Consider the following 23,964-nt stretch of genomic DNA (forward strand, 5'->3'; position numbering starts at 1 on the left):
GGGTTAGCTTTCTGCCGTCAGGTTTTTTGGTTGGCCGGTGACGCAAAAAAGGACAGCTTCACACCGGACGGCCGAGACCCTACCTGTTCCGCCGTGAAGATTGACCCCCTTGGCGCTGCCTCGGCCCCTGCCGCGATCCTCGGGACTATGGGCGTGGTGCATGACCGTTCCGCCCTGCAGGCCGCTGGTGAGGACGGGGTCGGGCTGTGCACCATCGTGAATATCGCCGGCAGCTATTCGCGTCGCATCGGAGCGCAGCTGGCGGTGCTGCCGGACGGGCGCACGGTCGGCAGCCTTGCAGATGGCTGCCTGGAGCGGCAGCTTGCCGCAGAGGTGGCGCTGTCGAGCAAAGACGGTTTGCCGGTCATGCGGCGGTTTGGCGCGGGTTCAGCCAATATCGACTTCCGCCTGCCATGCGGCAGCGGAGTTGACGTGCTGATTGACCCGGCGCCCGATCATCGCGCCTGCCGGGACGCGATCACGGCACTCACCGGGCGGCAAGCGGCAGAGTTGCCTTTGCCGTTAGGGCAGGGTGCTCGGCGCTACATTCCGCCTGCGCGCCTACTTGCCTTCGGCGAAGGGCCTGAACTTGCAGCATTGCTGGCACTCGCGCCGGCCGCCGGCCTCGTGGCGGAGGCTCCGGCCGGCAATGCGGCGCTGGGCGATGTGCCGCATGACGCGCCGGTCGATCCGTGGACCGCCATCGTCCTGCTGTACCACGATCATGAATGGGAGATGCCCCTCCTCCGGTGGGCCCTTGCCACGCCCGCCTTCCTGATCGGCGCGCAGGGTGGGGCGCAGACCCGCGCCAACCGACTGCAGCAGCTGGCAGACGATGGCATCGACGAGACCGGCCTTGCGCGCGTCACCAGCCCGATCGGCCTGATCGCCCGCAGTCGGGAGCCGCAGGTACTGGCCCTGTCTATCCTGGCGCAGGTGGTGGGCGAATACGAGAAACTGCACCCGCATGGCTGAACGTGTGCTGGCGGCGGTGCTCGCCGCCGGTCAGGCACGGCGGTTCGGCGGGGGCAAGCTTGATGCAGCCTGTGCAGGGCGCCGGCTGGGGAGCTGGGCGCTGGACGCGGTGGCTGGCACTGACGTGGTCGATCGGGTCATCATCGTGCCGCCCGTTCCGCCGCTATTCGCATCGGCGTCTGGCTGGACCCTGATCCCGAACCCGCTGGCGGCGGACGGGCTCGGCACCTCGCTCGCGATAGCGGCGCGCCATGCGCTGCTGCTCGGGGTGGAGGCGCTGCTGGTCGTGCTGGCCGACATGCCCTTGGTCGATACGCCGATGTTGCGCGCATTGCTGCAGGCCGGGTCACCGGCGGCGGTCTGCCATGGCGAGCGGCCGGGCGTGCCGGCTTTGCTGCCTGCCGCTACCCTGCCGGCCTTGTCGATGCTGGACGCCGATCATGGCGCCGGTGGCTTGCTGGCCCGGACTCCGGAACTTGTCCGGATGACCGTCGCGCCGGAGCTGCTCCTGGATGTGGACGAACCCGCGGCGCTTGCTCGCGCCGCCGCTGCTTTGCTGAAAAGGCGGCGTTAACCACGCTTTGTCCGGTAACTAGGTGGCAAACCTGTTTGACGCATGTCGGACCAGCGCATATCCAACCGGTTGCTTGCCAAGCATTCCGGCTCACGGTCCATGGGGGGTCTGGGCGGCTGACCGTATCCGCGACCCGGCAGGGGTAACCTTGTCGTTCGCCTGCCCGAAGTTGTGCGATGCTTCACGTCCTCCGCCGATTGCCTTTGCCGATCCGCATCGCTCCCGCGTTGGCTGTGCTGGTGCCGACGTCGATTTCCGCGCAGGAGGTCTACGGCCCACCCGCTGCAGACACCGACGCCATGCGCCAACCACCACCGGCCGTCGTCCCGACTGAGCTGGACCGCGCCGCAGTCGCGGCCACCGGCACGCACCCGATCATCGCCGCCGCCGAGGCGGAGAGCGAAGCGCTTGAAGCGGAGCTGCGAGGTGCGCGCTGGCAGCGCTATCCCAATCTGGGGGCGGAGGCGCTGGCCGCCACGCGCGGCAGCAGCTTCGCCGATCGCGACGGGCTGACCATCAACGTCGTGGCGGAACAGCCGCTCTGGTCCGGCGGTCGCATCGATGGGGAGATCGACCGGGCCACCGCCACTGCGCGCGCCGGGCAGCTGCGCATCGGGGAGGCCGCGCGCGACATCACACTGGACGTCACCAACGCTTATTACGAGCAGGTCCGCGCCGCCGAGAGTGCCGCCGTCCTGACCGACAGCCTGGCACAGCATCGCGTGCTGGTCGCCTCCATCGAACGGCGCGTCCAGCAGGAGGTGTCGCCAGTAGTGGATCTGACGCTCGCCCGCTCGCGCATCGCCCAAATCGAGCTTGAGCTGGCCTCCGCGCAGGATCTCGGCGGCAGGGCGCGGGCGCGGCTGCTGCAGCTGACGGGCGGCGTGGAGGTAGAGCCAGTGCTGCCGCCTATGGTGACGGTCGAGGCCCTGCCGCCGCTGGAACAGGCGGTGAGTGACGGGCTGCAATGCAGCCCCACGCTGCAGGCTTTGCTGAGCCAGGTGGACGCCGCGGAAGCGCGCCGCCGCGTGGCGCGCGGCGAATTGCTGCCGCAGGTGCTGCTGCAATTGTCGCAGAACGAGATCACCGGTGCGCGCGCCGCCCTGGTCGTGCGGGCGGAAACGGGCAGCGGTCTGTCGCGCCTCTCCGCCATCGACAGCGCGGAGGCGCGGATCGCCGGCGCCTTTGCCGAATTCGGCCGGGCGGAGCGGAACCTGCGCGAACAGCTGCAGAGCGATTACGTCCAGCTGCGCGCCGCGCAGGACCGGGTCGCCGCCGGCAGCTTCGCCGCCGACACGGCGGCCGATCTGATCGAATCCTACCAGCGGCAGTTCATCGCCGGCCGGCGCAGTTGGCTCGACGTGATGAACGCCGTGCGCGAAGCCGCCAGTGCGCGCCTGTCGGAGAACGATGCGCGGGTCACCGCTGCATTGTCCGCGGCGCGCATCATGGCGCTGTCCTGCCGCTGGGAACCTATGGGGATGGGGAACGCACAATGACCGGGCAGGGCAGCATCATCCGGGCGATCGAGAGCTACGCCCGCGCCACCGGGGCGCCCCTATCCCCGCAATGGAGCGCGGAGCTGGGCGATTACGAGCTGGCGGAGGACGCGGATGCGCTCGCCGGGCTGTGTGGTGTGCTCGGCTGGCCATATCCCACGCGGGTGGAGGACCGGCCCCGGCCGGACCAGTTCCCCCTGCTGGTCTATGATGCGAACAGCGGCTGGTCGGTCGTACGCCAGTGGGACAGCGCCGATGCGATGCTGCTGGCGGGTGAACGCGGCCTGCTGCCTTACGCGGAAGATCAGCGGTTCTACCGCTTGCGCCTGCCCGATCCGCTGTCGGGCGGCGGAGAAAAGGCGATCGACGTGTTCAAGCGGGCGATCGGGCGCCGCCGCGGCGCGCTGGTCATGGCCGGGCTTGCCACCGTGTTCGCCAACATCCTGACGCTCGCGACCTCGCTCTATTCCATGCAGCTGTACGACCGGGTCATCCCGCTCGCCAGCTTCGACACGCTATGGGTGCTGACCGCCGGCGTGATCTTCGCCCTCACGCTCGACTTGGTGCTGCGCGCGCTGCGGGCCGTGCTGATCGAGAAGGAAGCGAACCAGATCGATGCGGAGGTGAGCGAGTATTTCTTCGCCCGCGCGCAGGCGATCCGGCTGGACGCCCGTCCGCCCGGCATCGGCACGTTGGCGGCCCAGCTGCGCGGGCAGGAACAGATCCGGCAGGTCATGTCGTCTGGTTCCCTGTTCCTGCTGGCGGATTTGCCGTTCGCCATCTTCTTCATCGTCGTCATCTCCTGGATCGGCGGCTGGCTCGCCATCGTGCCCATCGCTTCCCTGCCGATTGCCGTCATCATGGCGCTGATCCTGTCGCGCGTGATCCGCACCGGCGCAGACCGCGCGCAGGTCAGCGGCAATCGCAAGAACGGCATGCTGGTGGAATCGCTGGACGCGGCCGAGATGGTCAAGGCCAACCGCGGCACCTGGTTCATGATGGGCCGCTGGAACGCGCTGATCCGTGAGATCCACCATTACGAGGATCCGGTGAAGAAGGCGTCCGCCGTGTCCGGCACGCTGTTCTCCACGCTGCAGCAGCTTGCCTACATCGTCATCATGGGCTGGGGCGCCTACCTGGCGGCGAACAACCAGATCACCACCGGTGCACTGCTCGCCTGCTCCATCATCGCCGGCCGCATCAACGGCCCGCTGGTGGCGCAGTTGCCGAACCTCATCATCCAGTGGAGCTATGCCCGCTCCTCCTTGCGGGCGCTGGACGGTATCCTGCAATTGCCGCTCGATCCCGCGACCTCGTCCGGCGCATTGCGGCCGGACCACCTGTCCGGCCCCTTCGTGCTCAGCGATGTCAGCTTCACCTATGCCGGCGGGCGGCAGGCGTTGCAGATTGATCGGCTGGCGATCGCGCCGGGCGAACGGATCGCCATCGTCGGCGGGATCGGTTCGGGCAAGTCGACGCTGCTGAAGCTGCTGACTGGCCTCTACGCCCCGCAGACCGGCACTGCGCTGATCGGGGGGCTGGACCTGAACCAGATTGCGGACTCGGTCGTGCGCCGGCACATCGGCTACCTTCCGCAGGATGCGCGCATGATCAACGGCACGCTGCGCGACAATCTGACCATGGGCCTGGGCGAGGTCGGCGACGCGGCGATCATGGACAAGGCCAAGGCCACCCGGCTGGAGGTCATGATTGCCAGCCACCCGCAGGGTCTCGCCATGCAGATCCAGGAGGGCGGACGCGGCCTGTCCGGCGGGCAGCGCAGCCTGGTCGGCATCAACCGCCTGCTGCACGCCGCCCCGTCCGTCTGGCTGCTGGACGAACCCAGCGCCGCGCTGGACCAGTTGACGGAAACCGCCGCGCTCGACGCGATCGACCGCCAGATGGCGAGCGACGACATTCTGGTCATGGTCACGCACAAGCTGCAATTGCTCAGCCGCTTCAACCGCATCATCGTCATGCGGGAAGGTCGCATCGTGCGCGATGGCAAGGCGCAGGACATCATCGCCGAACTGGCCGGCCCGCGCCGGCCGGGCGCGCCGGGGCAGGGGCAGGGTAGGCCCCGCCCGGTCGCCCCGCCCGAAGGCGGGGTCACCACCACCATCAAGCGTCCGCCCGCGCCTCCCGCGCCCGCGGACGAGGAGACCGCATCGTGACGCGCATGCGTTCATCGTACTGGATCATCATCACCATCGCGGTGGCGCTGGTCGGCTTCATCCTGTGGGCCAACTGGGCCACGCTGGACCAGGTCACCCGCGCCCCCGGCCGGGTCATTCCGTTCGGCCGGGTGCAGATCGTGCAGAGCGAGGAAGGCGGCCCGATTGCGGCCATCAATGTGCGCGAAGGCGACCGGGTGGAGAAGGGCCAGTTGCTGGTCGAACTGGATCGAGTGAAGCTGGACGCCGGCATCCGCGAATCCCGCGCCCGCGTCGCCGCGTTGCAGAGCCGCATGGCGCGGATCAATGCCGAGCTGTTCGACCGGCCGCTCACTTTCCCGGCCTCCGTCTCCCAGTTCCCCGAATTCGTGGCCAATCAGCGGCAATTGTTTCAGCGCCGGCGTGCCGCGCTGCAATCCGAACTCGCGTCGCTCGGCGCGATGGCCACCCTGCAGCGGGAGGAGCTGTCGCTGAACCAGCCGCTGGTCGGCAGCGGCGACGTTGCCCGGTCGGAAATCATCCGCATGCGGCGTGAGGTGGTGCAGACCGAAGGGCAAATGAGCAACATCCGCTCCCAGTACATCCAGGAACTGCAGACCGAATTCACCCAGACGGAGGAGGAGCTGGTCGCCGCCCAGCAGGAGCTGGCGCAGCGCGAACGCTCGGTGCAGGCGGCCAACCTGGTCGCGCCCGCCACCGGCATCGTCAAGAACGTGCGCCTGACCACGATCGGCGGTGTGCTGGCCCCGGGGGACGAGGTGCTGCAGATCGTGCCCACCGAAGAGCGCCTGATCGTGGAGGCGCAGGTGCCGCCGCGCGACATCGCCTATGTCCGCCGCGGGCAGGAGGCGCGGGTGAACTTCGACGCCTACGATTACACCATCTACGGTTCCGCCAACGGCAAGGTGGTCTATGTCGGGCCCGACACGCTGAGCGAGGAGACGGGCGACGGCCGCACCAACACCTATTATCGCGTGACGCTGGAGGTCGACATATCCGACCTGCGCCCGCGCAATGCGGGGGAGCGGATCGACCTGCAGCCCGGCATGACCGCCACCGCGGACATCAAGACGGGTGAGCAGACCGTGTTCCAGTACCTCACCAAGCCGCTGCTGAAGACCACGCATCAGGCGATGCGGGAGAAGTAGGCGCCTGAACCCATCCGCCACCTTGCGCGTTCTTGCCACAGGCAGAGGAACAAGGCGGGACGCGGCGGATGGACACAGGCGATGGCAAGGGTGCGGCGACGCCCCGCGAATATAGCGGCTCCACCGGCGGCTGGGGTTCGCTGGAAGGGATCGCCCGCGTCGCTTTGCGCGAACGCGCCACGCCCGGTGCGATCGAGACCCTGTCGCGGCAGAACAAGCCCGGCGGCTACATGTGCACCTCCTGCGCCTGGGCCAAGCCGCCCAACCCGCATGCGTTCGAATTTTGTGAGAACGGCGCCAAGGCGACCATCTGGGACCTGACCACCGCGCGCTGCCGGTCCGAGTTCTTCGCGCGGCACACCGTCACGGAATTGCGCGACATGGGCGATTACGAGCTGGAGATGCAGGGCCGGCTGACGCAACCGCTACGGTACGATGCCGGCACCGACCGCTATCTGCCGGTCAGCTGGGATACGGCCTTCACCGCCATCGGTCAGAAGCTGCGGGAACTCGATCCCAAGTCCGTCACCTTCTACGCCAGTGGCAAGGCCGCGTTGGAGCCTTCCTACCTCTACGCCCTGTTCGCGCGGATGTACGGGCACAACAATCTGCCCGACAGTTCCAACATGTGCCACGAGACGACGTCGGTCGGGCTGAAGAAGGTCACCGGCTCACCCGTCGGTACCTGCACGTTCGAGGATCTGTCGAAGTGCGACGCGATCTTCTATTTCGGGCAGAACCCCGGCACCAACAGTCCCCGCATCCTGCACCCGCTGAAGGACGCGGTGGAGCGTGGCTGCAAGATCATCGTCTTCAACCCGCTGAAAGAAAAGGGGCTGATCGAGTTCACCGATCCGCAGAACCCGCTCCAGATGACGGTCGGTACGCCCACGAAGATGAACCACATGTACCTGCAGGTGCGCCCCGGCGGTGACATCGCGGCGATAATGGGCCTGTGCAAACGGGTGCTGGAACGTGAGACGGCGGCAAAGGCGGCCGGTGCGGCTCCGGTGTTGGATCACGGCTTCATCGATCAGCACACCCATGGCATTGACGATTTCCTCGCCAAGCTGGACGCGACCGGATGGGACGAGATCGAGGCGGATTCCGGCCTGTCACGCGCCGACCTGGAGGCCGCCGCCGACATTTACTGCGCCGCGGAGCGTGTGATCGGCATCTATGGCATGGGCCTGACGCAGCACGTCCATGGCGGACAGACGATCGGCATGCTAGTCAACCTGCTGCTGCTGCGCGGCAACATCGGGCGGGAGGGTGCCGGCTGCAATCCGATCCGCGGCCATTCCAACGTGCAGGGGCAGCGCACCGTCGGCATCACCGAAAAGCCCGAACTGGCGCCGAACGACAAGTATCGTGAGCTGTTCGGGTTCGAGCCGCCGATGGAGGAGGGGCACACCACCGTCACCTTCCTGGAGGCGCTGCTGACGGGCGAGAACAAGGGCTTCATCGGCCTTGGCGGCAATCTGGCGATGGCCGTGCCGGAGCATCAGCGCGTCCACAAGGCCTGGGCCGAAATGGAGCTGACCGTCCACATCGCCACCAAGCTCAACACCACGCACTGCATGCCGGGCAAGAGCGCCTGGATCCTGCCCTGCCTCGTCCGTGCGGAAGAGGACATGCAGGCGAGTGGACCGCAATCCGTGAGCATGGAGGACAGTTTCAGTCACATCTACGGCTCGCAAGGCCGCAGAACCCCTGCAGGCGAGCTGCTGAAGTCGGAACTGGCGATCGTCGCCGGCCTGGCCAAGGCGACGCTCGACCCGAACCCGCAGGCACGGTGGGACGAATGGACCGCCGATTACGGGCTGGTGCGCGATCTGATCGCCCGCACCTGGCCCGAACAGTTCCACGACATGAACACCCGCATGTGGCAGGCGGGCGGCTTCTATCGCGGCAATGCGGCGCATGACCGGATTTGGAAGACGGAAAGCGGCAAGGCGGAATTCACCACGCCAACCGTTCTCAATGCGTGCGGGGTGGAGCGGACGGCTGATCGGTTCCATCTCGTGACGCTGAGGTCCAACGACCAGTTCAACACCACGATCTACGGCCATTCGGACCGCCTTCGCGGCCTGTCCGGCAGCCGCATGATCGTGCTGGTCAGCCCGGCGGAGATGCAGCGGCTGGGTTTGGTCGAAGGGCAGCGGGTGACGCTGGTGGGCGATGCCGGCGATGACGAGGTGCGGGAGGTCGGCGGCCTCACCGTCACACCATATGATCTGCCGGACGGCACCCTCGCGGGCTATTTCCCCGAACTCAATCCGCTGGTGCCGCTATGGTATCATGACGAGATGTCGAAGACACCCGCGGCCAAGGGAGTGCCCGTGAAGATCAGGGCGTAGCCGTCAGCCCGCTGCGGTGCAGCGGCAGCGGCCCGCGCACGCCATTGAAGGCGAGCGACAATGCGCCGACCCGGCGGATCACCAGCCACGCCCCCCATGACAGTGCCAGGGTCAGCGCATTGACTGCCAGCACCTTGATCCATGGGCTGACCGGCACGGCTGTGCCCAGCCATGCCAGCCAGATGGCGATGGGCATGTGGAACAGGTAGATCACGAACGCCGCCTCTGTCACCGCCTGAACGGGGCGGCTCGGCCGGTCGAACCAGGTGCGCGCCGCCGCCACCAGCACCTGCGTCCAGCCCAGCGCGGCAAAGGTGGCGATGAAACGCCCAGTGGCGGGATGTACCGCCTGCCCCCAAAGCACAGATGCCACCGTGCCCGCCAGCGCCAGCGCGACCATCGCCGGGCTCACCTGCCCGAACCGCGCCTGTACTGCCGGCATCCGCTGCAGCAGGCAGCCGAGCACGAACCATGGCAGGTAGGCGATGAATTCATCGATGCGCAGGATCTGCTGGTACAGGTTGGTGGCGAAGCCCCAGTCCCAGAACGCCTCCACCGCCGCGCCCTGCCACAGGCCGATTACGATGGCCGTCGCCAGCAGCGTCACCGGCAGATGCCTGGCCAGCAGCGCGTCGGTCGCCGGCGCCAGGCGCCATTGTGTCAGCGCTGGCACCAGCCGGACCAGCCCGGCGGCGAGCGCACTGCAATACAGCAGCACGATGATGAACCACAGGTGCCGCACCCAGTACCCGCCCGAGGTCAGCGAATTGTTGCGGAACGAGCGCAACGCTTCCGCATAGGGGAGGGTAGAGAACTCGCAGGCGAGGTTCAGCAGCGGTACCAGCGTCAGGATCGTGGCGATGAATGGCAGGCCCAGCCGCTTGACCCGGCCGCGCAGCCAGGTGCCGGGCGCACGGCGCGCCAGCAGCATGGCGGCGAAATAGCCGGCGATGGTGAAGAAGGTCGGCATGCGGAAAAGGTGGATCAGCTCCGCCAGCAGCGCCATGCCGGGTACGCCTTCACCCGTGCGCACGATCCAGTCCTGTCCCACGCGGTAACAGAGCGCGACATGGTACGGGATGCCCAGCAGCATCGCGCAGGCGCGCAGCGTATCCCAGTAATGTTCGCGTGGTGCCGGTGTGCTGGCCAATGTTGATGCTCCCTGATGGGGGGCAAGTACCTCGACGGGGTTAGGTTCCCCGGCGGCCGAACAGCCGGTTGACCAGCGCCGCCGCCACGCCGCCGACGGTCCAGCCGGCGAGCACGTCGCTGGGGTAATGCGCGCAGGTCGGCACCTGGATGGCCCCGATCGCACCGGCCGCACCCAGCGCGGCGGTGCGGTGCTGCGGGTATTCGGCGGCGAAGGCAGCCGCCACCGCCAGCGCGCCGGCGCTGTGGCCCGACGGGAAGCTCGACAATTCCTTCGCCGGCTGGCCGCCCGGCTGCGGGCGGTGATCCTTGCCATCGGCGCTGCTGCGCGGGCGCCAGCGATCGACGGAGGCCTTGACCGCGCTCTTGGCCGCGGTCGCCACCTCGTGCGCCAGCAGCATGCGCGCGCCGGCCCGCACCATCTTGGCATCGCCGCGCATCAGCCCCACCAGCGCCACGCCGGCGCACAGGAGCCGCAATTGCGGCTGGTCCCCCGCCTCGCCGATGACGCGCAGCCCGCGTACCAGCGGCGTGCGGTGATGCGGGTGCAGCACGTCACGCGCCTTGCGGTCCAGCTCGAACAAGGGTTCCGCCAGATCGGCCACGTCGCCCTGCGTCTCGGTCATCTCTCGGCGGTCCATTGCCGGCAACCTAGGGATGCCGGGGCCCTACCGCCAGAGCGCGTTGAGCGCGGGCACCAGATGATCGCGATGTTCTGCGGGAATGCGCTGCAGCACCTCCGCCTCGAACACGTCGATGATGGCGCGCGCCGCCCGCATCCGCTCCTGCCCGGCCGGGCGCAGTTCCAGCCCCTGGCTCTTGCCGTCGATCGGCTCCCGCTCGATCAGGCCCGCATCCTCCAGCCGTTTCAGCAGCGGGACCATGTTGGCCCGCTGAATGTCGAGTTGCCGCCCCAGCGCCGCGGCCGTGACGCCGGGATTGGCACCCACCAGGATGAGCACGCTTGCATCCGCCTGGCGGAGGTCCAGCGTCGCCAGCCGGCCCGCAAGCTCCGCCGCGATGGCGGTATGCGCCCGGCGCAGCGCATATCCGGGCAGTTGCGGCATGGGATCATTGAGGATGTCCGACATGCGCGCACTTTTAGGCATTGTTGCTGCTGAAACAATCCGTCGTGCAGTAGCGGACGCAAAGGGCGTTGCCGTTCGTGTTTGCCATCCCTAGCTTCTGCGGCAGATGAGCTGTTCGGCCGGCCCCCTCGTGGATGCGTTCAACCGGCGCATCACCTATCTGCGCCTGTCGGTGACGGACCGCTGCGATCTGCGCTGCACCTATTGCATGCCCGAACGCATGCAGTTCCTGCCCCGGCGCGAGGTGCTGAGCCTGGAGGAGATGCACCGGCTCGGCCTCGCCATGATCGATCGCGGCATCCGCAAGATCCGCCTGACGGGCGGCGAGCCCTTGGTGCGGCGCGATGTGATCGAACTGGTCCAGGCGCTCGGCCGCCGGATCGGTGACGGGTTGGAGGAGCTGACGCTTACCACCAACGGCACACAGCTTGCCGCCTATGCCGACGCGCTGTTCGCCGCCGGCGTCCGCCGCGTGAACGTCTCGCTCGACACGCTCGACCCCGGCTTGTTCTTCGAACTGTCCCGGCGGGACCAGTTGGCGCAGGTGCTGGAGGGGATCCGCGCCGCCACCGCCGCGGGGCTGAAGGTCAAGCTCAACGCGGTGGCGCTGAAGGGGCTGAACCAGCACGAACTGCCCGACCTGATCGCCTGGGCGCACGGCCATGGGCACGAGGTCACGCTGATCGAGGTCATGCCGTTGGGCGAGGTGGAAGGCGAGCGGGTCGACCATTACCTGCCGCTCACCGCCGTGCGGGACGAACTGGAACGGCGCTGGACGCTGGTGGACAGCCCGCACCGGTCCGGCGGGCCGGCCCGCTATGTCGATGTGGCGCAAACCGGCGGCCGGCTGGGCTTCATCACGCCGTTGACCAACAATTTCTGCGCCAGCTGCAACCGCATCCGGGTGACCGCGACGGGGCAGCTCTATGCCTGTCTCGGCGGGGCGGAACGGGTGGACCTGCGCACGGCCCTGCGCTCCGATGCGCCGGACCTGCAACTGGCGGCGGCGCTTGACACTGCCATGGCGATCAAGCCCGAACGCCACCATTTCGCCCATGCGCGGGGTGCCGCACCGGCGCAGCCGCGGCATATGTCGCTGACGGGGGGCTGATGATCACTCTGGTGTTCCTGGGCAAGCTGGCGGAACTCGCCGGCACGCCGACGCGCGAGGTGTCGGCGCCGCTCGACTGGCCCGGCTTGCTCGGCGCGCTGGGGACGGCGCTGGCGGCGCAGGCCGCCAGTGATCGCGTGCGGCTGGCGCTGAATGGTGCGCTGCTGGCCGACAAGACGCAGTTGCAGGCTGCCGCCGGTGACGAGGTGGCGCTGCTGCCTCCGGTCAGCGGGGGCTGAGGTGACGGCCGACGTCCGCCTGCTGGATGCGCCGTTCGCGCCGGGCGAGGCGATCGACAGCTTCGCCGCCACTCATGCGGAGGCGGGCGGCATCGCCAGCTTCGTGGGGCAGGTCCGGGCCGAGCAGGATGTGCTCGCGCTGGAGCTCACGCATTACGCGCCATTGACGCTGCCGGGCATGGAGGCGCTGGCGCACCAGGTTCAGGCGCGCTGGCAATTGGCGGGCCTGCTCATCTGGCACCGCACCGGTACCATGCGCCCGGGCGAGCCAATCGTGCTGGTCGCCGCAGCCGCCCGCCACCGGCGTGATGCGTTTCAGGCGGCCGACTTCGCGATGGATCACCTGAAGTCCGATGCCTGGTTCTGGAAACGGGAGCAGCGCGCCGACGGCTGGCACTGGATCGAGCCGCGCGAGCAGGATCATGCCGATCTTGCCCGTTGGCGGGACCGGGATGGCGAGGGCGCCGGGGCCTAGCGGGCGAGGTCCGCCAGCACCCGGTCCTCCTCGGCGGCCAGCGCCTCCACCTCCGCCAGCACGGCGGCGAGGCGGTTCAGGTCCTCACCCGCATTGGAGGCATCGACATACAGCCGGTCGATGCTGGCGAGTGGCACCAGTGTGCGGCTGCGCGCTGCGGCGAGGGAGGCGCGGGCGACCTCGGCCCGGGCCCATGCCTCGCCACTGGTGGCCCCGCGTGCGGCGACGACGGTCCGGGTCGCCCTGGCGGCTTCGGTGGTGAAGGCGGCATGCGCGCTGCGGGCTTCCGCCGCCAGCGCCTCCAGGCTGGCGAGGGTCGTGCTGGCCGGCGCCGGCGGGACGTAGGCGGGCGGCGGGGTCCACTGGCCGGTCTGCCGCTCGGCCGGGCGAATCGCCAGGCTCGGATAGCCTTCCGCCGCACCGGCACAGGCCGACAGCAGGACAGGCAGCAGGAGGGCGGCGAGAATGGGATTGCAGCGCATCGTCCACCGCCTTAGCGGGGGCGGGGCGGCAGGGCCAGATGGCCGGTTCGGGCAGTGCGCAGGCATTGACAGCCGCGCCGCCGTCCCTTAACGGCCCTGCACTTTCCGGCGCCCGTTTCGGGTGCCTCTTTTGGCGTTCCGCGGTGGGGCGCCCTCGCAGAACGGATACGAGAGACCATGTTCGCAGTAGTGCGCACCGGCGGCAAGCAGTACCGCGTCGCCGCAGGAGACAAGATCGCGGTCGAGAAGCTGGCGGGCGACGCTGGCGAGACGATCACGCTGGGCGATGTGCTGCTGGCTGGCGAAGGCGGCGATCTGGCCGACGTGGCGGGCGTGACCGTCAGCGCGGAGATCATCGCGCAGGCCAAGAGCGAGAAGGTGGTCGTGTTCAAGAAGCGCCGCCGTCACAATTACCGCCGCAAGAACGGTCATCGCCAGCAGCTGACCCTGCTGCGCATCGTTTCGGTCGGCAAGGCCTGAGCCCGTCGGGCCCGAAGGAGTTTAGACAATGGCACACAAGAAAGCAGGCGGCTCGTCGCGCAACGGTCGCGACTCGGAAGGCCGGCGCCTCGGCGTGAAGAAGTTCGGCGGTCAGGAAGTGATCGGCGGCAACATTATCGTGCGCCAGCGGGGGACGAAGTTCTACCCGGGCGCCAATGTCGGCATGGGCAAGGATCACACCCTGTTTGCCACCGCGGAAGGCCGCGTGCGCTTCCACCAGGGCAAGCTGGGCCGTTCCTACGTGTCCGTGGACATGATGGCCGAGGCTGCCGAATAACATACGGACAGGTCGCTGACGGGGCTGTCCAGACGGGATGGCCCAGCCGGCGACATGAAACCGGCATCGACAGAGGGAGATGGGGCCGCCCCGTCTCCCTTTTTTGCATTCTCCCTCTCCGCCGGCAGCCCGCCAGCATCAATTTGCAACAGGGTTGCCATCACTTCGCCACACGCACCTGCAAAGGACGGGTGCGTGGCGGGATTGGAGACACGAGAATGTTCATCCGCACCGAACGGCTGTTCCTGCGGCCTGCCTGGGAAGAGGATGCGCCCGCGCTAACGCGCGCGATCGCGCACGAGCAGGTGGCGCGGATGCTTGCCCGCGTGCCCTGGCCTTACGAGGAGGCCGACGCGCTCGCCTGGATCGGCGCACCGCGCGATCCGTACCTGCCCAGCCTGCTGGTGACCCTGCCGGACCTGGGCGGGCAGATCATCGGCGGCTGCGGGCTGCATTGCTTCGGCAATGATCGCCCGGCGGAGGTCGGCTACTGGATCACGCCCACGCTGCAGGGGCGCGGCTTCGCGCGGGAGGCGCTGGGCGGTCTGCTGGAGCTCGCCCGTGGCTTGGGTCACCGCCGGCTGGGTGGGCGGCACATGGCCGACAACCCGGCATCGGGCCACGTGCTGCTCGCGGCCGGCTTTCGGCCCACCGGGCAGACTTATGTCCTCGCCAGTCTTGCGCGGGGCGGGCCGGTGGCCACGGTCGAATATCTGGCGGACCTGACGGCGGAAGAACCGCAACCAGTTCCGCCGGCCTGCTGGACCACCCCGGCGCCTTATGTCGCCGGGATCAACGCCGCCGCCTGACCCTTGCGGGTGCGGGGCGCGTCGTAGCCCCGCACCAATGCGGAATCGTCCCGATCCCATGGATGGAAGCCGGGCAGGAAGAACGACGCCCAGGCCGGTAGCAGCCGGCGCAGCATGCCCGGTCGGCCCAGCAGGTACCAGCCAAGCCGCGCCTTGGCCCGCCAGCCGGTGATCCCGTCCTGCGCCATCAGGTCCAGCGCATCGGCGTTGGCGCTGCGCATGAAGTTGCGCGTCACGCGCAGCATCAGGGCAGAACGCAGCGACCAGCGCCGCCACCGGCTCCAGCCCCGTGTCGCATGGTTCCAGGTGTCGAAGGCGACCGCCTTGTGCTCGATCTCCTCAACGGAATGCCAGCGCCACAATTCCGCCTGCTCGTTTTCGCCGGTGATGTAGCGGCCGGGCTGCGCCAGGAACTCGTGCGCGAACAGGGCGGTGAAATGCTCCAGCGCGACGGTCACTCCCAGCCACACGATGGGCGGCTGTTCGCGTACCTGGCCGATCAACGAATGCAGCCGCGCCTCGACCGCCGTCAGGTCGTACCCGGCATCGGCGACCGCGCGGTTGAAGGCGAGGTGTTCGCGGGTGTGGTTCACCTCCTGCTTCACGAAGTCGCGGATCTCCGCCGCCAGCCTGGGCGGCACGCCGTCGCGGAAGGCTTTCACCGCATCAATAAACAGCGTCTCGCCTTCGGGGAAGGTGACGGACAGCCCGTTCAGCCAGGCCGTGCCGACCGGGTCGCCATCGGCCCACCAGCGGGCGGCAGGCGCATGACCATGGCGCGCGCGGCCAAAGCGGCGGTCGCGCACCTGGATGGGCGGGGTCGCCGGCTGCTTGCCGACGGGCGAGGTGCCTTCTAGGCCATTGATCCTGTTCATGCCGTCAAGCTGGGATTAGCTGACACCAATGTCAATAAGAACGCGCCTGTCATCGGAGGAGAGCCGTGCGTTGGCGCTGGCCGCCGCGCATGCGCTGCTCTTGGCGGATGGTCCCGCGGCGGTGACGCTGAAGGCGGTGGCGGCCAAGGTCGGGCGGACCCATGCCAACCTGCTGCACCATTTCGGCAGCGCGGCGGGCCTGCAGCAGGCGCTGGCCCAGCACCTGACGGCGCAGGTCGCCGCCTCCATCGCGGCGTCGGTGCAGGGTGGCCTCGCATCGCCGCGCGCGATCGTCGACCTGGTGTTCGACGCCTTCGGGCCGGGGGGCGGGGGCGCGCTGGCGCAGTGGATGCTGGCGACCGGGCAGGACGGTGCGCTTGATCCCTTCGCCGCCGCGATCCGGCAGGTGGTGGACGGCCTTTTCGGCAATGGCAGCGCGGCGCCCGCGCGCCTGCACGAGACTGCGCTGGCGCTGGTGCTGCTGGCGCTGGGCGATGCGCTGCTGGGTCAGCGGCTGGCGGGCGCCATGGACCTCGGTCCCGGCGCCGCGCGCACGCAGGCGGAGGCGCTGGTCGCCGCCGCGCTGGCTCAGCCTTCCTGAAGCGGCATCCACCCGGGCCGCAGGTCGGCGGGAATGTCAGCGACCCGCAGATGATCGACGGCGAGCCCCAGCTCCGGATATTCCACCCGCCGCCGCGTCGCGTCACCACGGTCCGCCGGCACCACCACCAGCCGGCGATTGACCTTCTGGCGCCAGTTCATGCGTGCCGTGTTCTCCTGCCCGACATAGCATCCCTTGGTGAAGCTGACCCCGTTCAGCTCCACCGCATTGGCCTCCAGCCACAGCGTGTCGCCCAGCTCCGTGCGGCCTTCCGCCACGCCCAGTGACAGCCGGTGACGCAGCCACGCGCCATCCGCCGCCGGCGCGCTGCCATCGGCCGGGCCGATCCATCGCCGCCCCAGCGCAGGCAGGCGCGGATCGGGCGAACCCGCCGCGCCGTCCGCCTGCCAGTACACCGCCAACGCATCGTCGCGGGCGATACCGATCTTCTTGCGCAGGCGATAAAGCGACAGCCGCCGGACCAGCTCGTCCGCGAACGCCGCCTCGCAGTCCAGGAGCAGCGATCCGTCCTCTCCCGGCCAGACCAGGAAGTCGAACAGCGCCTTGCCCTGCGCGCTCAGCAGCCCGGCCCATGCGGGCAGCGCGCCACCGACATCGTTCGTCACCAGCCCCTGCAGGAATGCGGCCGGCGCGTCACCTTCGTCGCTGAGCCGTATCACGGCCCGATCGTACAGACGTCCCTGTTCCATGGCGCCCAGATGGCAGGCACATGCCCGGTTGCAAGCCCCGCCGCAAATGGCCACGGTGCCGCTCATGCGCGTCCCCCCCTGGATCAAGGCCCATCCCGTGGCCGCCACCGCCGCCGCGCTCGCCGCCGGCTTCGGCACGCTGGTGCTCGCCAGCCGCCTGCCGCGCCGCCACCGGCCCCGCAGCGAGCCGATTCCCCGCCACGCCCCGCCCCAGCGGGAGACGCGGCTGGCCAAGGGGGCGGAACGGCAATGCGCGGCGCATCCGGGCCTGTCGGGCCTGCACTTGCTGGAAGATGGGCTGGATGCCTTTGCCGCCCGCCTGCTGCTGATCCGCCGGGCGCAGCGCACGCTCGACCTGCAATATTACATCTGGCACGGCGACCGCACCGGCACCCTGCTGCTGGAGGAGCTGCACAAGGCGGCGGAGCGGGGCGTGCGGGTTCGGGTGCTGCTGGACGACAACGGCATCGCCGGGCTGGATCGCGCGCTGGCCGCGCTCGACGCCCATCCGCTGATCGAGGTGCGGCTGTTCAACCCGTTCCGCATCCGCTGGCCCAAGGCGGTCGGCTTCCTGACGGACTTCCGCCGCCTGAACCGGCGGATGCACAACAAGAGCCTGACGGCGGATTGCGCCGCCACCATCGTCGGCGGGCGCAACATCGGCGACGAATATTTCGGCGCGCACGAAGGGCCGCTGTTCGCCGACCTGGACGTGCTGGCGATCGGCGAGGTGGTCCCGGAGGTTGCGGCCGACTTCCAGCGGTACTGGAAGTGCGCCGCCGCCTTCCCCGCCACGCAGATCCTGTGGCCGGTCGGACAGGCGCAGCGCCGCAAGCTGGCCCGCAGGGCCTCGCTGGTGGAGCGGGATGCCTCCGCCCGCGCCTATGTGGAGCGGATCGAGACGCTGCCGCTGCTCGACCAGCTGGAGGACGGCACGCTGCCGCTGCACTGGGCGCCGGTCGACATGATCAGCGACGATCCCCGCAAGATCGCGGGCAAGGCAGGGCGCCGCGGCCTGCTCGCCGGGCAGCTCCAGAAGGCGATCGGCACCCCGCGGCAGGAATTCGGCATTATCTCCGGCTACTTCGTGCCAGGGGAGCGCAATGTGGCGGAGCTGTGCGAACTGGCGCGGCAGGGCGTGACCGTCTGCGTCCTGACCAACGGCTATTCCGCCAGCGACGTGCCGATGGTCCATGCCGGCTATGCACCGTGGCGGCGACAATTGCTGGCAGCGGGCGTCCACCTGTGGGAGATCGCGCGGAGCGACCAGGACCGCCTCACCCGCAAGCAACGGCGGCGCGGCGTGCGGCTGGGCATCGGCAGCAATCTGGCGGGCAGCGGCACGGGGCGGACCGCCGCCTATCGCGCCGGCGCATCGACGCTGCATGCCAAGACCTTCACCGTGGATCGGGAACGCCTGTTCATCGGCTCCTTCAACCTCGACCAGCGCTCCATCGACCTCAATACGGAAATGGGCTTCATCATCCGCTCCCCCGAACTTGCCGGGCAGGTCGCCGATGCCTTTGCCGATGGCATTCCGCGCCACGCCTGGCGCGTGCGCCTGGGGCAGGGCGGCGCCATGGAGTGGGAGCGGGAGGGCGAGGTCTGCCGGTCGGAACCGGGGATGGGCTGGGCCGCGCACCTGATGATCGCGGTCGCCAGCCGCCTGCCGATCGCATGGCTGTTGTAACGGCGCTGGCAATCGCCCCGGCGATCCGATAGCCTTCCATTGCGGGCGACAAAGACCCGCGAATTACATGGGAGGATTCCAGCCGATGGCGCTGACGATCTTGCAAGGGGCCGTGGTGGGCACGCTGGCGCTGGCGGTGCCGGCGGGCGGATACTGGTTGAACCAGCTTGGCTCCACCGATGTGCGGTTCCTGCGCGGTACGGATACGACCACGCTGGCGGGCAGCGTGGAAGGTGACGGCTCGCATGATTACCGTGTCCGCGCGCGCGCCGGGCAGGTGCTGGAAGTGGCGCTGGACGGATCGCCGCTGATCGCGTTCGACGTGCTGGTGCCGGGTGATGGCGAGCCGATCGCCAGCGGATCGGGCGCGCAGGACATTCGCCAGAACCTGGTCAAGGGCGGCGCCTACACGATCCGCGTGCATCATCAGCCCGGCGCGGATGATCGCGGCAATGATCCGTTTGCCCTGAAGGTCCGCCTGCACCGGCCCACCGAAAGCTGATGGCGACAAGCTGACGGGTGAAGGCGGGGGAAAACGCCCCGCCATTGTCAGGCTCGGCCTTGGGCATGCGCGTGCTGCCCGCTACATGCGGGCGGCAATGGAATCGCGGGTCATCATCGGGCAGGATCAGGCGGGCGCCCCCGTCCACGTCGACATAGAGGAACTGCTGGCCACCCGGCTGCTGGTGCAGGGCAATTCCGGCAGCGGCAAGTCGCACCTGCTGCGACGCCTGCTGGAGGAATCCGCCGGCATCGTGCAGCAGATCGTGATCGACCCGGAGGGCGACTTCGTCACCCTGGCCGATCATTTCGACCATGTGGTGATCGACGGCGCCGGCCATTCCGCCGCGGAGATCGAGGCACTGGCCGCGCGCACGCGGCAACACCGCGCATCCGTGGTCCTGTCGCTGGACGGGCTGGACGTGGAACAGCAGATCCGTTGCGCCGCGCATTTCCTGACCGCTTTGTTCGATGCCCCGCGCGAACACTGGTATCCCGTGCTGGTCGTGGTGGACGAGGCGCAGATGTTCGCGCCCGCCGCCGGTGGCGAGATCAGCGAGGATACGCGCCGCCTCAGCCTCAATGCCATGACCAACCTCATGTGCCGCGGGCGCAAGCGCGGCCTCGCCGGCATCGTCGCGACGCAGCGGCTGGCGAAGCTCGCCAAGAATGTCGCGGCGGAAGCGTCCAATTTCCTGATGGGACGCACCTTTCTCGACATCGACATGATCCGCGCGGCGGACCTGCTGGGCATGGAGCGGCGCCAGGCCGAACAGATCCGTGACTTGGATCGCGGCATGTTCCTGGGGCTGGGGCCGGCGATCACCCGCGTGCCGCTGAAGGTCAGGATCGGTGCCGTCCGTTCAGGGCCCCGCACCACCACCGGCAGCGGGCTGCTGCCGTTGCCGTCCGCCGCCCCGGCGGAGATGAAGGACCTGCTCCACGCCGAACTGGCGGAAGCCGCGGCGGAGCGGGGGAGCACGCCGGCACCGCCGCCCGCCGCCTTCGTCGCCGACCAGCCGAGCGGTGCTGAGCGACTGGCCGAGCGCATGGCCGAACTGGACGCGCAGGCCGAGGAGGCGGAGGCCGCCGCGCCAGCGTCCGGCGGGGCCGAGCGGGTCGAGATGGTGCTGCGTGAACTCGCCGCCGATCCCAAGGCCGCCTTCACGCCGACGGCTACCCTGTTCCAGACGTTCCTGATGCAATGCCGCCGGTATCAGGTGCCGTCGGCTGGGATCGACATGGCCGGCTTCCGCCGCCGGTTCGCGCTGGCGCTGGCCGGCATGGACCGGGTGGAGGCCGATACCCGCGCCGCCATCCTGCAGCTCGCCGCCCCGCTGGAGGACGACCTGCTCGCCCCGTTCCTGCTGATCGCCCGCAGCGCGGCTCAGGGCCACGGCACCCCTGACGAGGATCAGCTCGCCCGCGTCTACGGCACCAGCAGCCCCAGCCGCATCCGGCGCCTGCTCGATCATCTGGAAAAACGCGGGCTGATCGTCGTGCGGGAGGATTACGGCGGCGAACGCAGCGTCACCGTGCCGGGCATCGCCGCGCTGGTCGACTGACCACGCATTGCCGCAAACCTGTCCTACAGGCCCTGCTTGTGGCACAGGATGCGGCGCTGTGCGCGCCTGCACTTCCGCCCGCAGATTAACGGTTGGGCGGCATGCTTCGCAGGTGTCAACTTAGTGTCAACTTAGTCAGGAACAACGCAGTGAACATGAACCAAATCACCATCCGTCGCCCGGATGACTGGCATGTCCACCTGCGTGACGGCGACGTGCTGACCGGCGTCACGCCCTACACGGCACGGGTATTCGGGCGGGCGATCATCATGCCCAACCTCGTCCCCCCGGTCACCACCGCCGCCATGGCGGAGGCATATCGTAGCCGGATCATGGCGGCCGTGCCCGAAGGCAGCGGCTTCACCCCGCTGATGACCTGCTATCTGACGGACGGCACCAGCCCGATCGACCTTGCCGACGGGCGCGCCGCGGGCATCTTCACGGCCGCCAAGCTGTATCCCGCCGGCGCCACCACCAATTCGGCGAGCGGCGTCACCTCCATCGCGAACATCCGCCGCGTGTTGGAGGTGATGGAACGGATCGGCATGCCGCTGTGCGTGCATGGGGAAGTGACCGATCCCGACATCGACATCTTCGATCGGGAGGCGGTGTTCATCGACCGGATCCTGACTCCGTTGCTGCGCGACATGCCGGGGCTGCGCGTCGTGCTGGAACATGCGACCACGATCCAGGCGGTGCAGTTCGTGGAGGCTGCCGGATCGAACGTCGCTGCGACCATCACGCCGCAGCACCTGCACATCAATCGCAACGCCATGCTGGTCGGCGGCATCCGTCCGCATGCCTATTGCCTGCCCGTTGCCAAGCGGGAGGAGCATCGACTCGCGCTGCGCCGCGCAGCGACCGGCGGGTCCGGCAAGTTCTTCCTCGGCACCGATACGGCGCCGCATGCCCGGCACCTGAAGGAATCGGGCTGCGGCTGCGCCGGCATCTTCAACGCGCCTCACGCGCTCGAAAGCTACCTCACTGTTTTCGATGAGGAAAACGCGCTCGAGCACTTCGAGCAGTTCGCGAGCCTCGCCGGTCCGGCCTTCTACCGGTTGCCGGTGAACGAGGATTCGGTGACGCTGGAGCGGTCGGAGGTGGTCGTCCCCGGCGAAATCGACGCTCACGGCACCACGATCGTGCCGTTTCACGCCGGTGAGACGATGGGCTGGAAGATTTTGTCGACGAACTGAGTGGAAAGGTACTTTTCTTGCAGCTTGGTTGCCGATTGTTCAGCTAGTCGGGTCTAAACATGAACCAACGACACGTTTGGTTCAAAGGAGACCAGCCATGAAGACCCTGTTCAAGAACGCCGCTCTCGCTCTCGCCGCCACTGGTGCGATCGCCACCGCGATGCCGGCTGCCGCGGCCGAGCTGCCGCAGGCGCGCAGCGCGACCTTCGCGACGTTCGACCAGGCGTCGGACCAGTCGGGGACGGAATGGAACCAGTGGCGCCGTGATCGCGACGATCGTCGCTACGGCCGCCGCGACCGGGACTACGATCGCCGCTACGACCGTGATCGCGATTACCGCCCCCGTTGCGAGCGCAAGAGCGGCACGACCGGCCTGATCGTCGGCGGTGCGGCGGGTGCCCTGCTCGGCCGGGAGATCGACGGTGGCCGTGACCGGACCCTCGGCACCGTGCTCGGCGCCGCCGGTGGCGCGCTGCTGGGCCGGGAGATCGAAGGCACGGGCGTCCGCTGCCGCTAAGCCCGGTACCGGGCCGGTCTCAACCGGCCCGGAAGCCGACCCCAACGCTGGCCCGTGGCTGCGGCACTTCGGTGCTGGCCACGGGATAGGCGCAATAATCGGCGGCGTAGAAGGCGGCCGGGCGATGATTGCCCGACAGGCCCACGCCGCCGAACGGCGCCGCGGAACTTGCCCCGTTCGTCGGCCGGTTCCAGTTGACGATCCCCGCCCGGATATTGGCCCAAAAGCGGTTGTATTCCTGCGGTGACCCACCCACCAGGCTGGCCGACAGGCCGAACCGGGTGTCATTGGCGACCGCGATCGCCTCGTCGAAATCGCCCACCCGAATCACCTGCAGCAGCGGGCCGAACAGCTCCTCATCAGGCCGCTTGCCCGCCTGGCTCATGTCGATCAGCGCCGGGGTGACGAATGGCAGGTCGCCGCCCATCGGCCGCCGCATCGGCACGATCGCCCGCCCGCCGCGCGACAGCAGGTCGACGAAGCCTTCCGTCAGCTGCTCTGCCGCGGCATTGTCGATCACGGGCCCCATGAAGGGCTGCGGATCGTCGAACGGCGCGCCGATCACCATCCGCTCTGTCAGGGCGGCGACCTCGGCCATCACGGCATCGAACAGGCTGTCCTGTACGATCAGCCGCCGCGCGGCGGTGCAGCGCTGGCCGGCGGTGGTGAAGGCGGACTGCACGATCAGCGCCGCGGCATCGCTGACCAGCGGCGTGTTCCACACCACCAGCGGGTTGTTGCCGCCCATCTCCAGCGCGACGATCTTGCCCGGCTCCTCCGCCAAGGCGCGGTTGATCGCGATCCCCGCTTTGGCGGAGCCGGTGAACAGCACGCCGCCGACGTCCGGATGCGCCACCAAAGCGCGTCCTTCATCCGGTCCGCCGACCAGCAGTTGCGCCGCGTCCTCCGGCACTCCGGCCCGGTGCAGGCACGCGATCAGGAAGGCGCCGGTTGCAGGCGTCTTCTCGCTCGGCTTGAAGATCACGGCGTTACCCGCGATCAGCGCCGGCACGACGTGCCCATTGGGAAGGTGGGCCGGGAAATTGTAAGGGCCGAGCACCGCCATCACCCCGTGCGGCTTGTGCCGCACGGCTGCGGTCGCGCCCATCGCGCCGTCCAGTCGCCGCTGCCCGGTGCGCTCGGCATAGGCCTTGATGCTGATCTCCACCTTGGCGATCACCGCCTCGACCTCGGTCACCGCCTCCCAGCGGGGCTTCCCCGTCTCGCGCGCGATCAGATCGGCGAATGCATCCTGTCCGCTGCGCACCTCGTTGGCGAAGCGGCGCAGCAGTTCGATCCGGTTGGCGAGCGGCCGGGCCGCCCATTGCGGCCAGCTCTGGCGCGCCCGCTCCACGGCGGCATCCACGTCGCCCACAGCCCCGCGCCACAGCTCCACCCCGGTGGCGGGCTCGAACGAAACGATCTCGGCATCTGGCACGGGCAACACC

The 23,964-nt window shown here is 68.8% G+C and carries 25 protein-coding genes; 18 read left to right on the forward strand and 7 right to left on the reverse strand.

Annotated features, from left to right (window positions below; all coding sequences use genetic code 11):
- Positions 1-93: 93 nt before the first annotated feature.
- The 6 genes from V5740_RS01675 to V5740_RS01700 all read left to right on the forward strand — a co-directional run bounded on the left by V5740_RS01675 (position 94) and on the right by V5740_RS01700 (position 8,730).
- Positions 94-975: an XdhC family protein gene (locus V5740_RS01675; RefSeq protein ID WP_347303360.1), complete on the forward strand. Its 882-nt coding sequence runs from the start codon at positions 94-96 to the stop codon at positions 973-975.
- Complete coding sequence (locus tag V5740_RS01680) at positions 968-1,549, forward strand: NTP transferase domain-containing protein (protein WP_347303361.1); 582 nt, start codon at positions 968-970, stop codon at positions 1,547-1,549. The genes V5740_RS01675 and V5740_RS01680 overlap by 8 nt, the downstream gene beginning before the upstream one ends.
- A 239-nt stretch (positions 1,550-1,788) precedes the next feature.
- A complete protein-coding gene (locus tag V5740_RS01685; RefSeq protein WP_347303362.1) occupies positions 1,789-3,048 on the forward strand; it encodes a TolC family protein in 1,260 nt (419 codons plus the stop codon).
- Entirely contained in the window at positions 3,045-5,222 is a 2,178-nt protein-coding gene (locus V5740_RS01690; protein ID WP_347303363.1) for an ATP-binding cassette domain-containing protein, read from the forward strand. Before V5740_RS01685 ends, V5740_RS01690 begins: the two co-directional genes overlap by 4 nt.
- 5 nt (positions 5,223-5,227) lie before the next feature.
- Positions 5,228-6,370, forward strand: coding sequence for an HlyD family efflux transporter periplasmic adaptor subunit (locus tag V5740_RS01695; protein ID WP_347304418.1), 1,143 nt, complete (start codon positions 5,228-5,230; stop codon positions 6,368-6,370).
- A gap of 68 nt (positions 6,371-6,438) precedes the next feature.
- A complete protein-coding gene (locus tag V5740_RS01700) occupies positions 6,439-8,730 on the forward strand; it encodes an FdhF/YdeP family oxidoreductase (protein ID WP_347303364.1) in 2,292 nt (763 codons plus the stop codon).
- Here V5740_RS01700 and V5740_RS01705 read toward each other — a convergent pair.
- The 3 genes from V5740_RS01705 to V5740_RS01715 are packed head-to-tail and all read right to left on the reverse strand — an operon-like array spanning position 8,720 to position 10,970.
- Positions 8,720-9,880 (reverse strand): acyltransferase family protein, encoded by a 1,161-nt coding sequence (locus V5740_RS01705; protein ID WP_347303365.1) that lies wholly within the window; start codon positions 9,878-9,880, stop codon positions 8,720-8,722. The genes V5740_RS01700 and V5740_RS01705 overlap by 11 nt on opposite strands.
- A 40-nt stretch (positions 9,881-9,920) precedes the next feature.
- Positions 9,921-10,520: a phosphatase PAP2 family protein gene (locus V5740_RS01710; protein WP_347303366.1), complete on the reverse strand. Its 600-nt coding sequence runs from the start codon at positions 10,518-10,520 to the stop codon at positions 9,921-9,923.
- Between the two features lie 27 nt (positions 10,521-10,547).
- Entirely contained in the window at positions 10,548-10,970 is a 423-nt protein-coding gene (locus V5740_RS01715; protein WP_347303367.1) for a MarR family transcriptional regulator, read from the reverse strand.
- Positions 10,971-11,073: 103 nt separating this feature from the next.
- On the opposite strand from V5740_RS01715, the gene moaA reads away from it, so the two are divergent.
- From moaA to V5740_RS01730, 3 genes are read left to right on the forward strand one after another with little or no spacing between them, the layout of a single operon-like run.
- On the forward strand, positions 11,074-12,078 hold the full coding sequence (gene moaA, locus V5740_RS01720; protein ID WP_347303368.1) for a GTP 3',8-cyclase MoaA: 1,005 nt from the start codon (positions 11,074-11,076) through the stop codon (positions 12,076-12,078).
- Positions 12,078-12,317 carry a MoaD/ThiS family protein gene (locus V5740_RS01725; protein ID WP_347303369.1) on the forward strand — a complete coding sequence of 80 codons (240 nt, stop codon included), beginning with the start codon at positions 12,078-12,080 and terminating at the stop codon, positions 12,315-12,317. The genes moaA and V5740_RS01725 overlap by 1 nt, the downstream gene beginning before the upstream one ends.
- Position 12,318: 1 nt before the next feature.
- Entirely contained in the window at positions 12,319-12,792 is a 474-nt protein-coding gene (locus V5740_RS01730) for a molybdenum cofactor biosynthesis protein MoaE (RefSeq protein WP_347303370.1), read from the forward strand.
- Here the strand turns inward: V5740_RS01730 and V5740_RS01735 are convergent.
- Positions 12,789-13,274, reverse strand: a complete 486-nt coding sequence (locus V5740_RS01735) for a hypothetical protein (protein ID WP_347303371.1) — start codon at positions 13,272-13,274, stop codon at positions 12,789-12,791. The genes V5740_RS01730 and V5740_RS01735 overlap by 4 nt on opposite strands.
- A 177-nt stretch (positions 13,275-13,451) precedes the next feature.
- On the opposite strand from V5740_RS01735, the gene rplU reads away from it, so the two are divergent.
- The 3 genes from rplU (at position 13,452) to V5740_RS01750 (ending at position 14,861) form a co-directional block, all read left to right on the forward strand.
- The gene (gene rplU, locus V5740_RS01740) at positions 13,452-13,754 is read left to right on the forward strand and encodes a 50S ribosomal protein L21 (RefSeq protein WP_347303372.1); all 303 of its coding nucleotides are present in this window, start codon (positions 13,452-13,454) and stop codon (positions 13,752-13,754) included.
- Positions 13,755-13,782: 28 nt separating this feature from the next.
- Positions 13,783-14,052: a 50S ribosomal protein L27 gene (gene rpmA, locus V5740_RS01745; RefSeq protein ID WP_347303373.1), complete on the forward strand. Its 270-nt coding sequence runs from the start codon at positions 13,783-13,785 to the stop codon at positions 14,050-14,052.
- Between the two features lie 218 nt (positions 14,053-14,270).
- Positions 14,271-14,861 (forward strand): GNAT family N-acetyltransferase, encoded by a 591-nt coding sequence (locus tag V5740_RS01750; RefSeq protein ID WP_347303374.1) that lies wholly within the window; start codon positions 14,271-14,273, stop codon positions 14,859-14,861.
- Here V5740_RS01750 and V5740_RS01755 read toward each other — a convergent pair.
- Positions 14,831-15,736: a metal-dependent hydrolase gene (locus V5740_RS01755; protein ID WP_347303375.1), complete on the reverse strand. Its 906-nt coding sequence runs from the start codon at positions 15,734-15,736 to the stop codon at positions 14,831-14,833. The two genes, V5740_RS01750 and V5740_RS01755, sit on opposite strands and share 31 nt — an antisense overlap.
- A 28-nt stretch (positions 15,737-15,764) precedes the next feature.
- On the opposite strand from V5740_RS01755, the gene V5740_RS01760 reads away from it, so the two are divergent.
- A complete protein-coding gene (locus tag V5740_RS01760) occupies positions 15,765-16,337 on the forward strand; it encodes a TetR family transcriptional regulator (protein WP_347303376.1) in 573 nt (190 codons plus the stop codon).
- Here V5740_RS01760 and V5740_RS01765 read toward each other — a convergent pair.
- Complete coding sequence (locus tag V5740_RS01765) at positions 16,325-17,047, reverse strand: folate-binding protein (RefSeq protein WP_347303377.1); 723 nt, start codon at positions 17,045-17,047, stop codon at positions 16,325-16,327. The genes V5740_RS01760 and V5740_RS01765 overlap by 13 nt on opposite strands.
- A gap of 64 nt (positions 17,048-17,111) precedes the next feature.
- Here V5740_RS01765 and V5740_RS01770 point away from each other — a divergent pair, with 64 nt between their 5' ends.
- The 5 genes from V5740_RS01770 to V5740_RS01790 all read left to right on the forward strand — a co-directional run bounded on the left by V5740_RS01770 (position 17,112) and on the right by V5740_RS01790 (position 22,516).
- Positions 17,112-18,737, forward strand: a complete 1,626-nt coding sequence (locus V5740_RS01770) for a phospholipase D family protein (protein WP_347303378.1) — start codon at positions 17,112-17,114, stop codon at positions 18,735-18,737.
- 85 nt (positions 18,738-18,822) lie between these two features.
- Positions 18,823-19,239 carry a hypothetical protein gene (locus V5740_RS01775; RefSeq protein WP_347303379.1) on the forward strand — a complete coding sequence of 139 codons (417 nt, stop codon included), beginning with the start codon at positions 18,823-18,825 and terminating at the stop codon, positions 19,237-19,239.
- A gap of 97 nt (positions 19,240-19,336) precedes the next feature.
- Positions 19,337-20,803 carry a DUF87 domain-containing protein gene (locus V5740_RS01780; protein WP_347303380.1) on the forward strand — a complete coding sequence of 489 codons (1,467 nt, stop codon included), beginning with the start codon at positions 19,337-19,339 and terminating at the stop codon, positions 20,801-20,803.
- A 155-nt stretch (positions 20,804-20,958) separates the two neighbouring features.
- Positions 20,959-21,999 (forward strand): dihydroorotase, encoded by a 1,041-nt coding sequence (gene pyrC, locus V5740_RS01785; protein ID WP_347304419.1) that lies wholly within the window; start codon positions 20,959-20,961, stop codon positions 21,997-21,999.
- Between the two features lie 97 nt (positions 22,000-22,096).
- Positions 22,097-22,516 (forward strand): glycine zipper 2TM domain-containing protein, encoded by a 420-nt coding sequence (locus V5740_RS01790; protein ID WP_347303381.1) that lies wholly within the window; start codon positions 22,097-22,099, stop codon positions 22,514-22,516.
- A gap of 19 nt (positions 22,517-22,535) precedes the next feature.
- Here the strand turns inward: V5740_RS01790 and astD are convergent, their stop codons facing one another.
- The gene (gene astD, locus V5740_RS01795; protein WP_347303382.1) at positions 22,536-23,954 is read right to left on the reverse strand and encodes a succinylglutamate-semialdehyde dehydrogenase; all 1,419 of its coding nucleotides are present in this window, start codon (positions 23,952-23,954) and stop codon (positions 22,536-22,538) included.
- Positions 23,955-23,964 lie beyond the last annotated feature (10 nt).

This window comes from Croceibacterium sp. TMG7-5b_MA50 (genome assembly GCF_039830145.1).
GTDB lineage: Bacteria > Pseudomonadota > Alphaproteobacteria > Sphingomonadales > Sphingomonadaceae > Croceibacterium.

Excerpts from the sequence above, each read along its gene's own strand:
- rpmA (WP_347303373.1), top strand. The coding sequence starts at position 13,783 with ATGGCACACAAGAAAGCAGGCGGCTCGTCGCGCAACGGTCGCGACTCG.
- V5740_RS01725 (WP_347303369.1), top strand. The coding sequence starts at position 12,078 with ATGATCACTCTGGTGTTCCTGGGCAAGCTGGCGGAACTCGCCGGCACG.
- V5740_RS01755 (WP_347303375.1), bottom strand. The coding sequence starts at position 15,736 with ATGAACAGGATCAATGGCCTAGAAGGCACCTCGCCCGTCGGCAAGCAG.
- V5740_RS01780 (WP_347303380.1), top strand. The coding sequence starts at position 19,337 with ATGGAATCGCGGGTCATCATCGGGCAGGATCAGGCGGGCGCCCCCGTC.
- moaA (WP_347303368.1), top strand. The coding sequence starts at position 11,074 with ATGAGCTGTTCGGCCGGCCCCCTCGTGGATGCGTTCAACCGGCGCATC.
- V5740_RS01695 (WP_347304418.1), top strand. The coding sequence starts at position 5,228 with ATGCGTTCATCGTACTGGATCATCATCACCATCGCGGTGGCGCTGGTC.
- V5740_RS01690 (WP_347303363.1), top strand. The coding sequence starts at position 3,045 with ATGACCGGGCAGGGCAGCATCATCCGGGCGATCGAGAGCTACGCCCGC.
- V5740_RS01680 (WP_347303361.1), top strand. The coding sequence starts at position 968 with ATGGCTGAACGTGTGCTGGCGGCGGTGCTCGCCGCCGGTCAGGCACGG.
- V5740_RS01715 (WP_347303367.1), bottom strand. The coding sequence starts at position 10,970 with ATGTCGGACATCCTCAATGATCCCATGCCGCAACTGCCCGGATATGCG.
- V5740_RS01790 (WP_347303381.1), top strand. The coding sequence starts at position 22,097 with ATGAAGACCCTGTTCAAGAACGCCGCTCTCGCTCTCGCCGCCACTGGT.
- V5740_RS01700 (WP_347303364.1), top strand. The coding sequence starts at position 6,439 with ATGGACACAGGCGATGGCAAGGGTGCGGCGACGCCCCGCGAATATAGC.
- V5740_RS01770 (WP_347303378.1), top strand. The coding sequence starts at position 17,112 with ATGCGCGTCCCCCCCTGGATCAAGGCCCATCCCGTGGCCGCCACCGCC.
- V5740_RS01765 (WP_347303377.1), bottom strand. The coding sequence starts at position 17,047 with ATGGAACAGGGACGTCTGTACGATCGGGCCGTGATACGGCTCAGCGAC.
- rplU (WP_347303372.1), top strand. The coding sequence starts at position 13,452 with ATGTTCGCAGTAGTGCGCACCGGCGGCAAGCAGTACCGCGTCGCCGCA.
- V5740_RS01760 (WP_347303376.1), top strand. The coding sequence starts at position 15,765 with ATGTCAATAAGAACGCGCCTGTCATCGGAGGAGAGCCGTGCGTTGGCG.
- pyrC (WP_347304419.1), top strand. The coding sequence starts at position 20,959 with ATGAACCAAATCACCATCCGTCGCCCGGATGACTGGCATGTCCACCTG.
- V5740_RS01775 (WP_347303379.1), top strand. The coding sequence starts at position 18,823 with ATGGCGCTGACGATCTTGCAAGGGGCCGTGGTGGGCACGCTGGCGCTG.
- V5740_RS01750 (WP_347303374.1), top strand. The coding sequence starts at position 14,271 with ATGTTCATCCGCACCGAACGGCTGTTCCTGCGGCCTGCCTGGGAAGAG.
- V5740_RS01710 (WP_347303366.1), bottom strand. The coding sequence starts at position 10,520 with ATGGACCGCCGAGAGATGACCGAGACGCAGGGCGACGTGGCCGATCTG.
- V5740_RS01735 (WP_347303371.1), bottom strand. The coding sequence starts at position 13,274 with ATGCGCTGCAATCCCATTCTCGCCGCCCTCCTGCTGCCTGTCCTGCTG.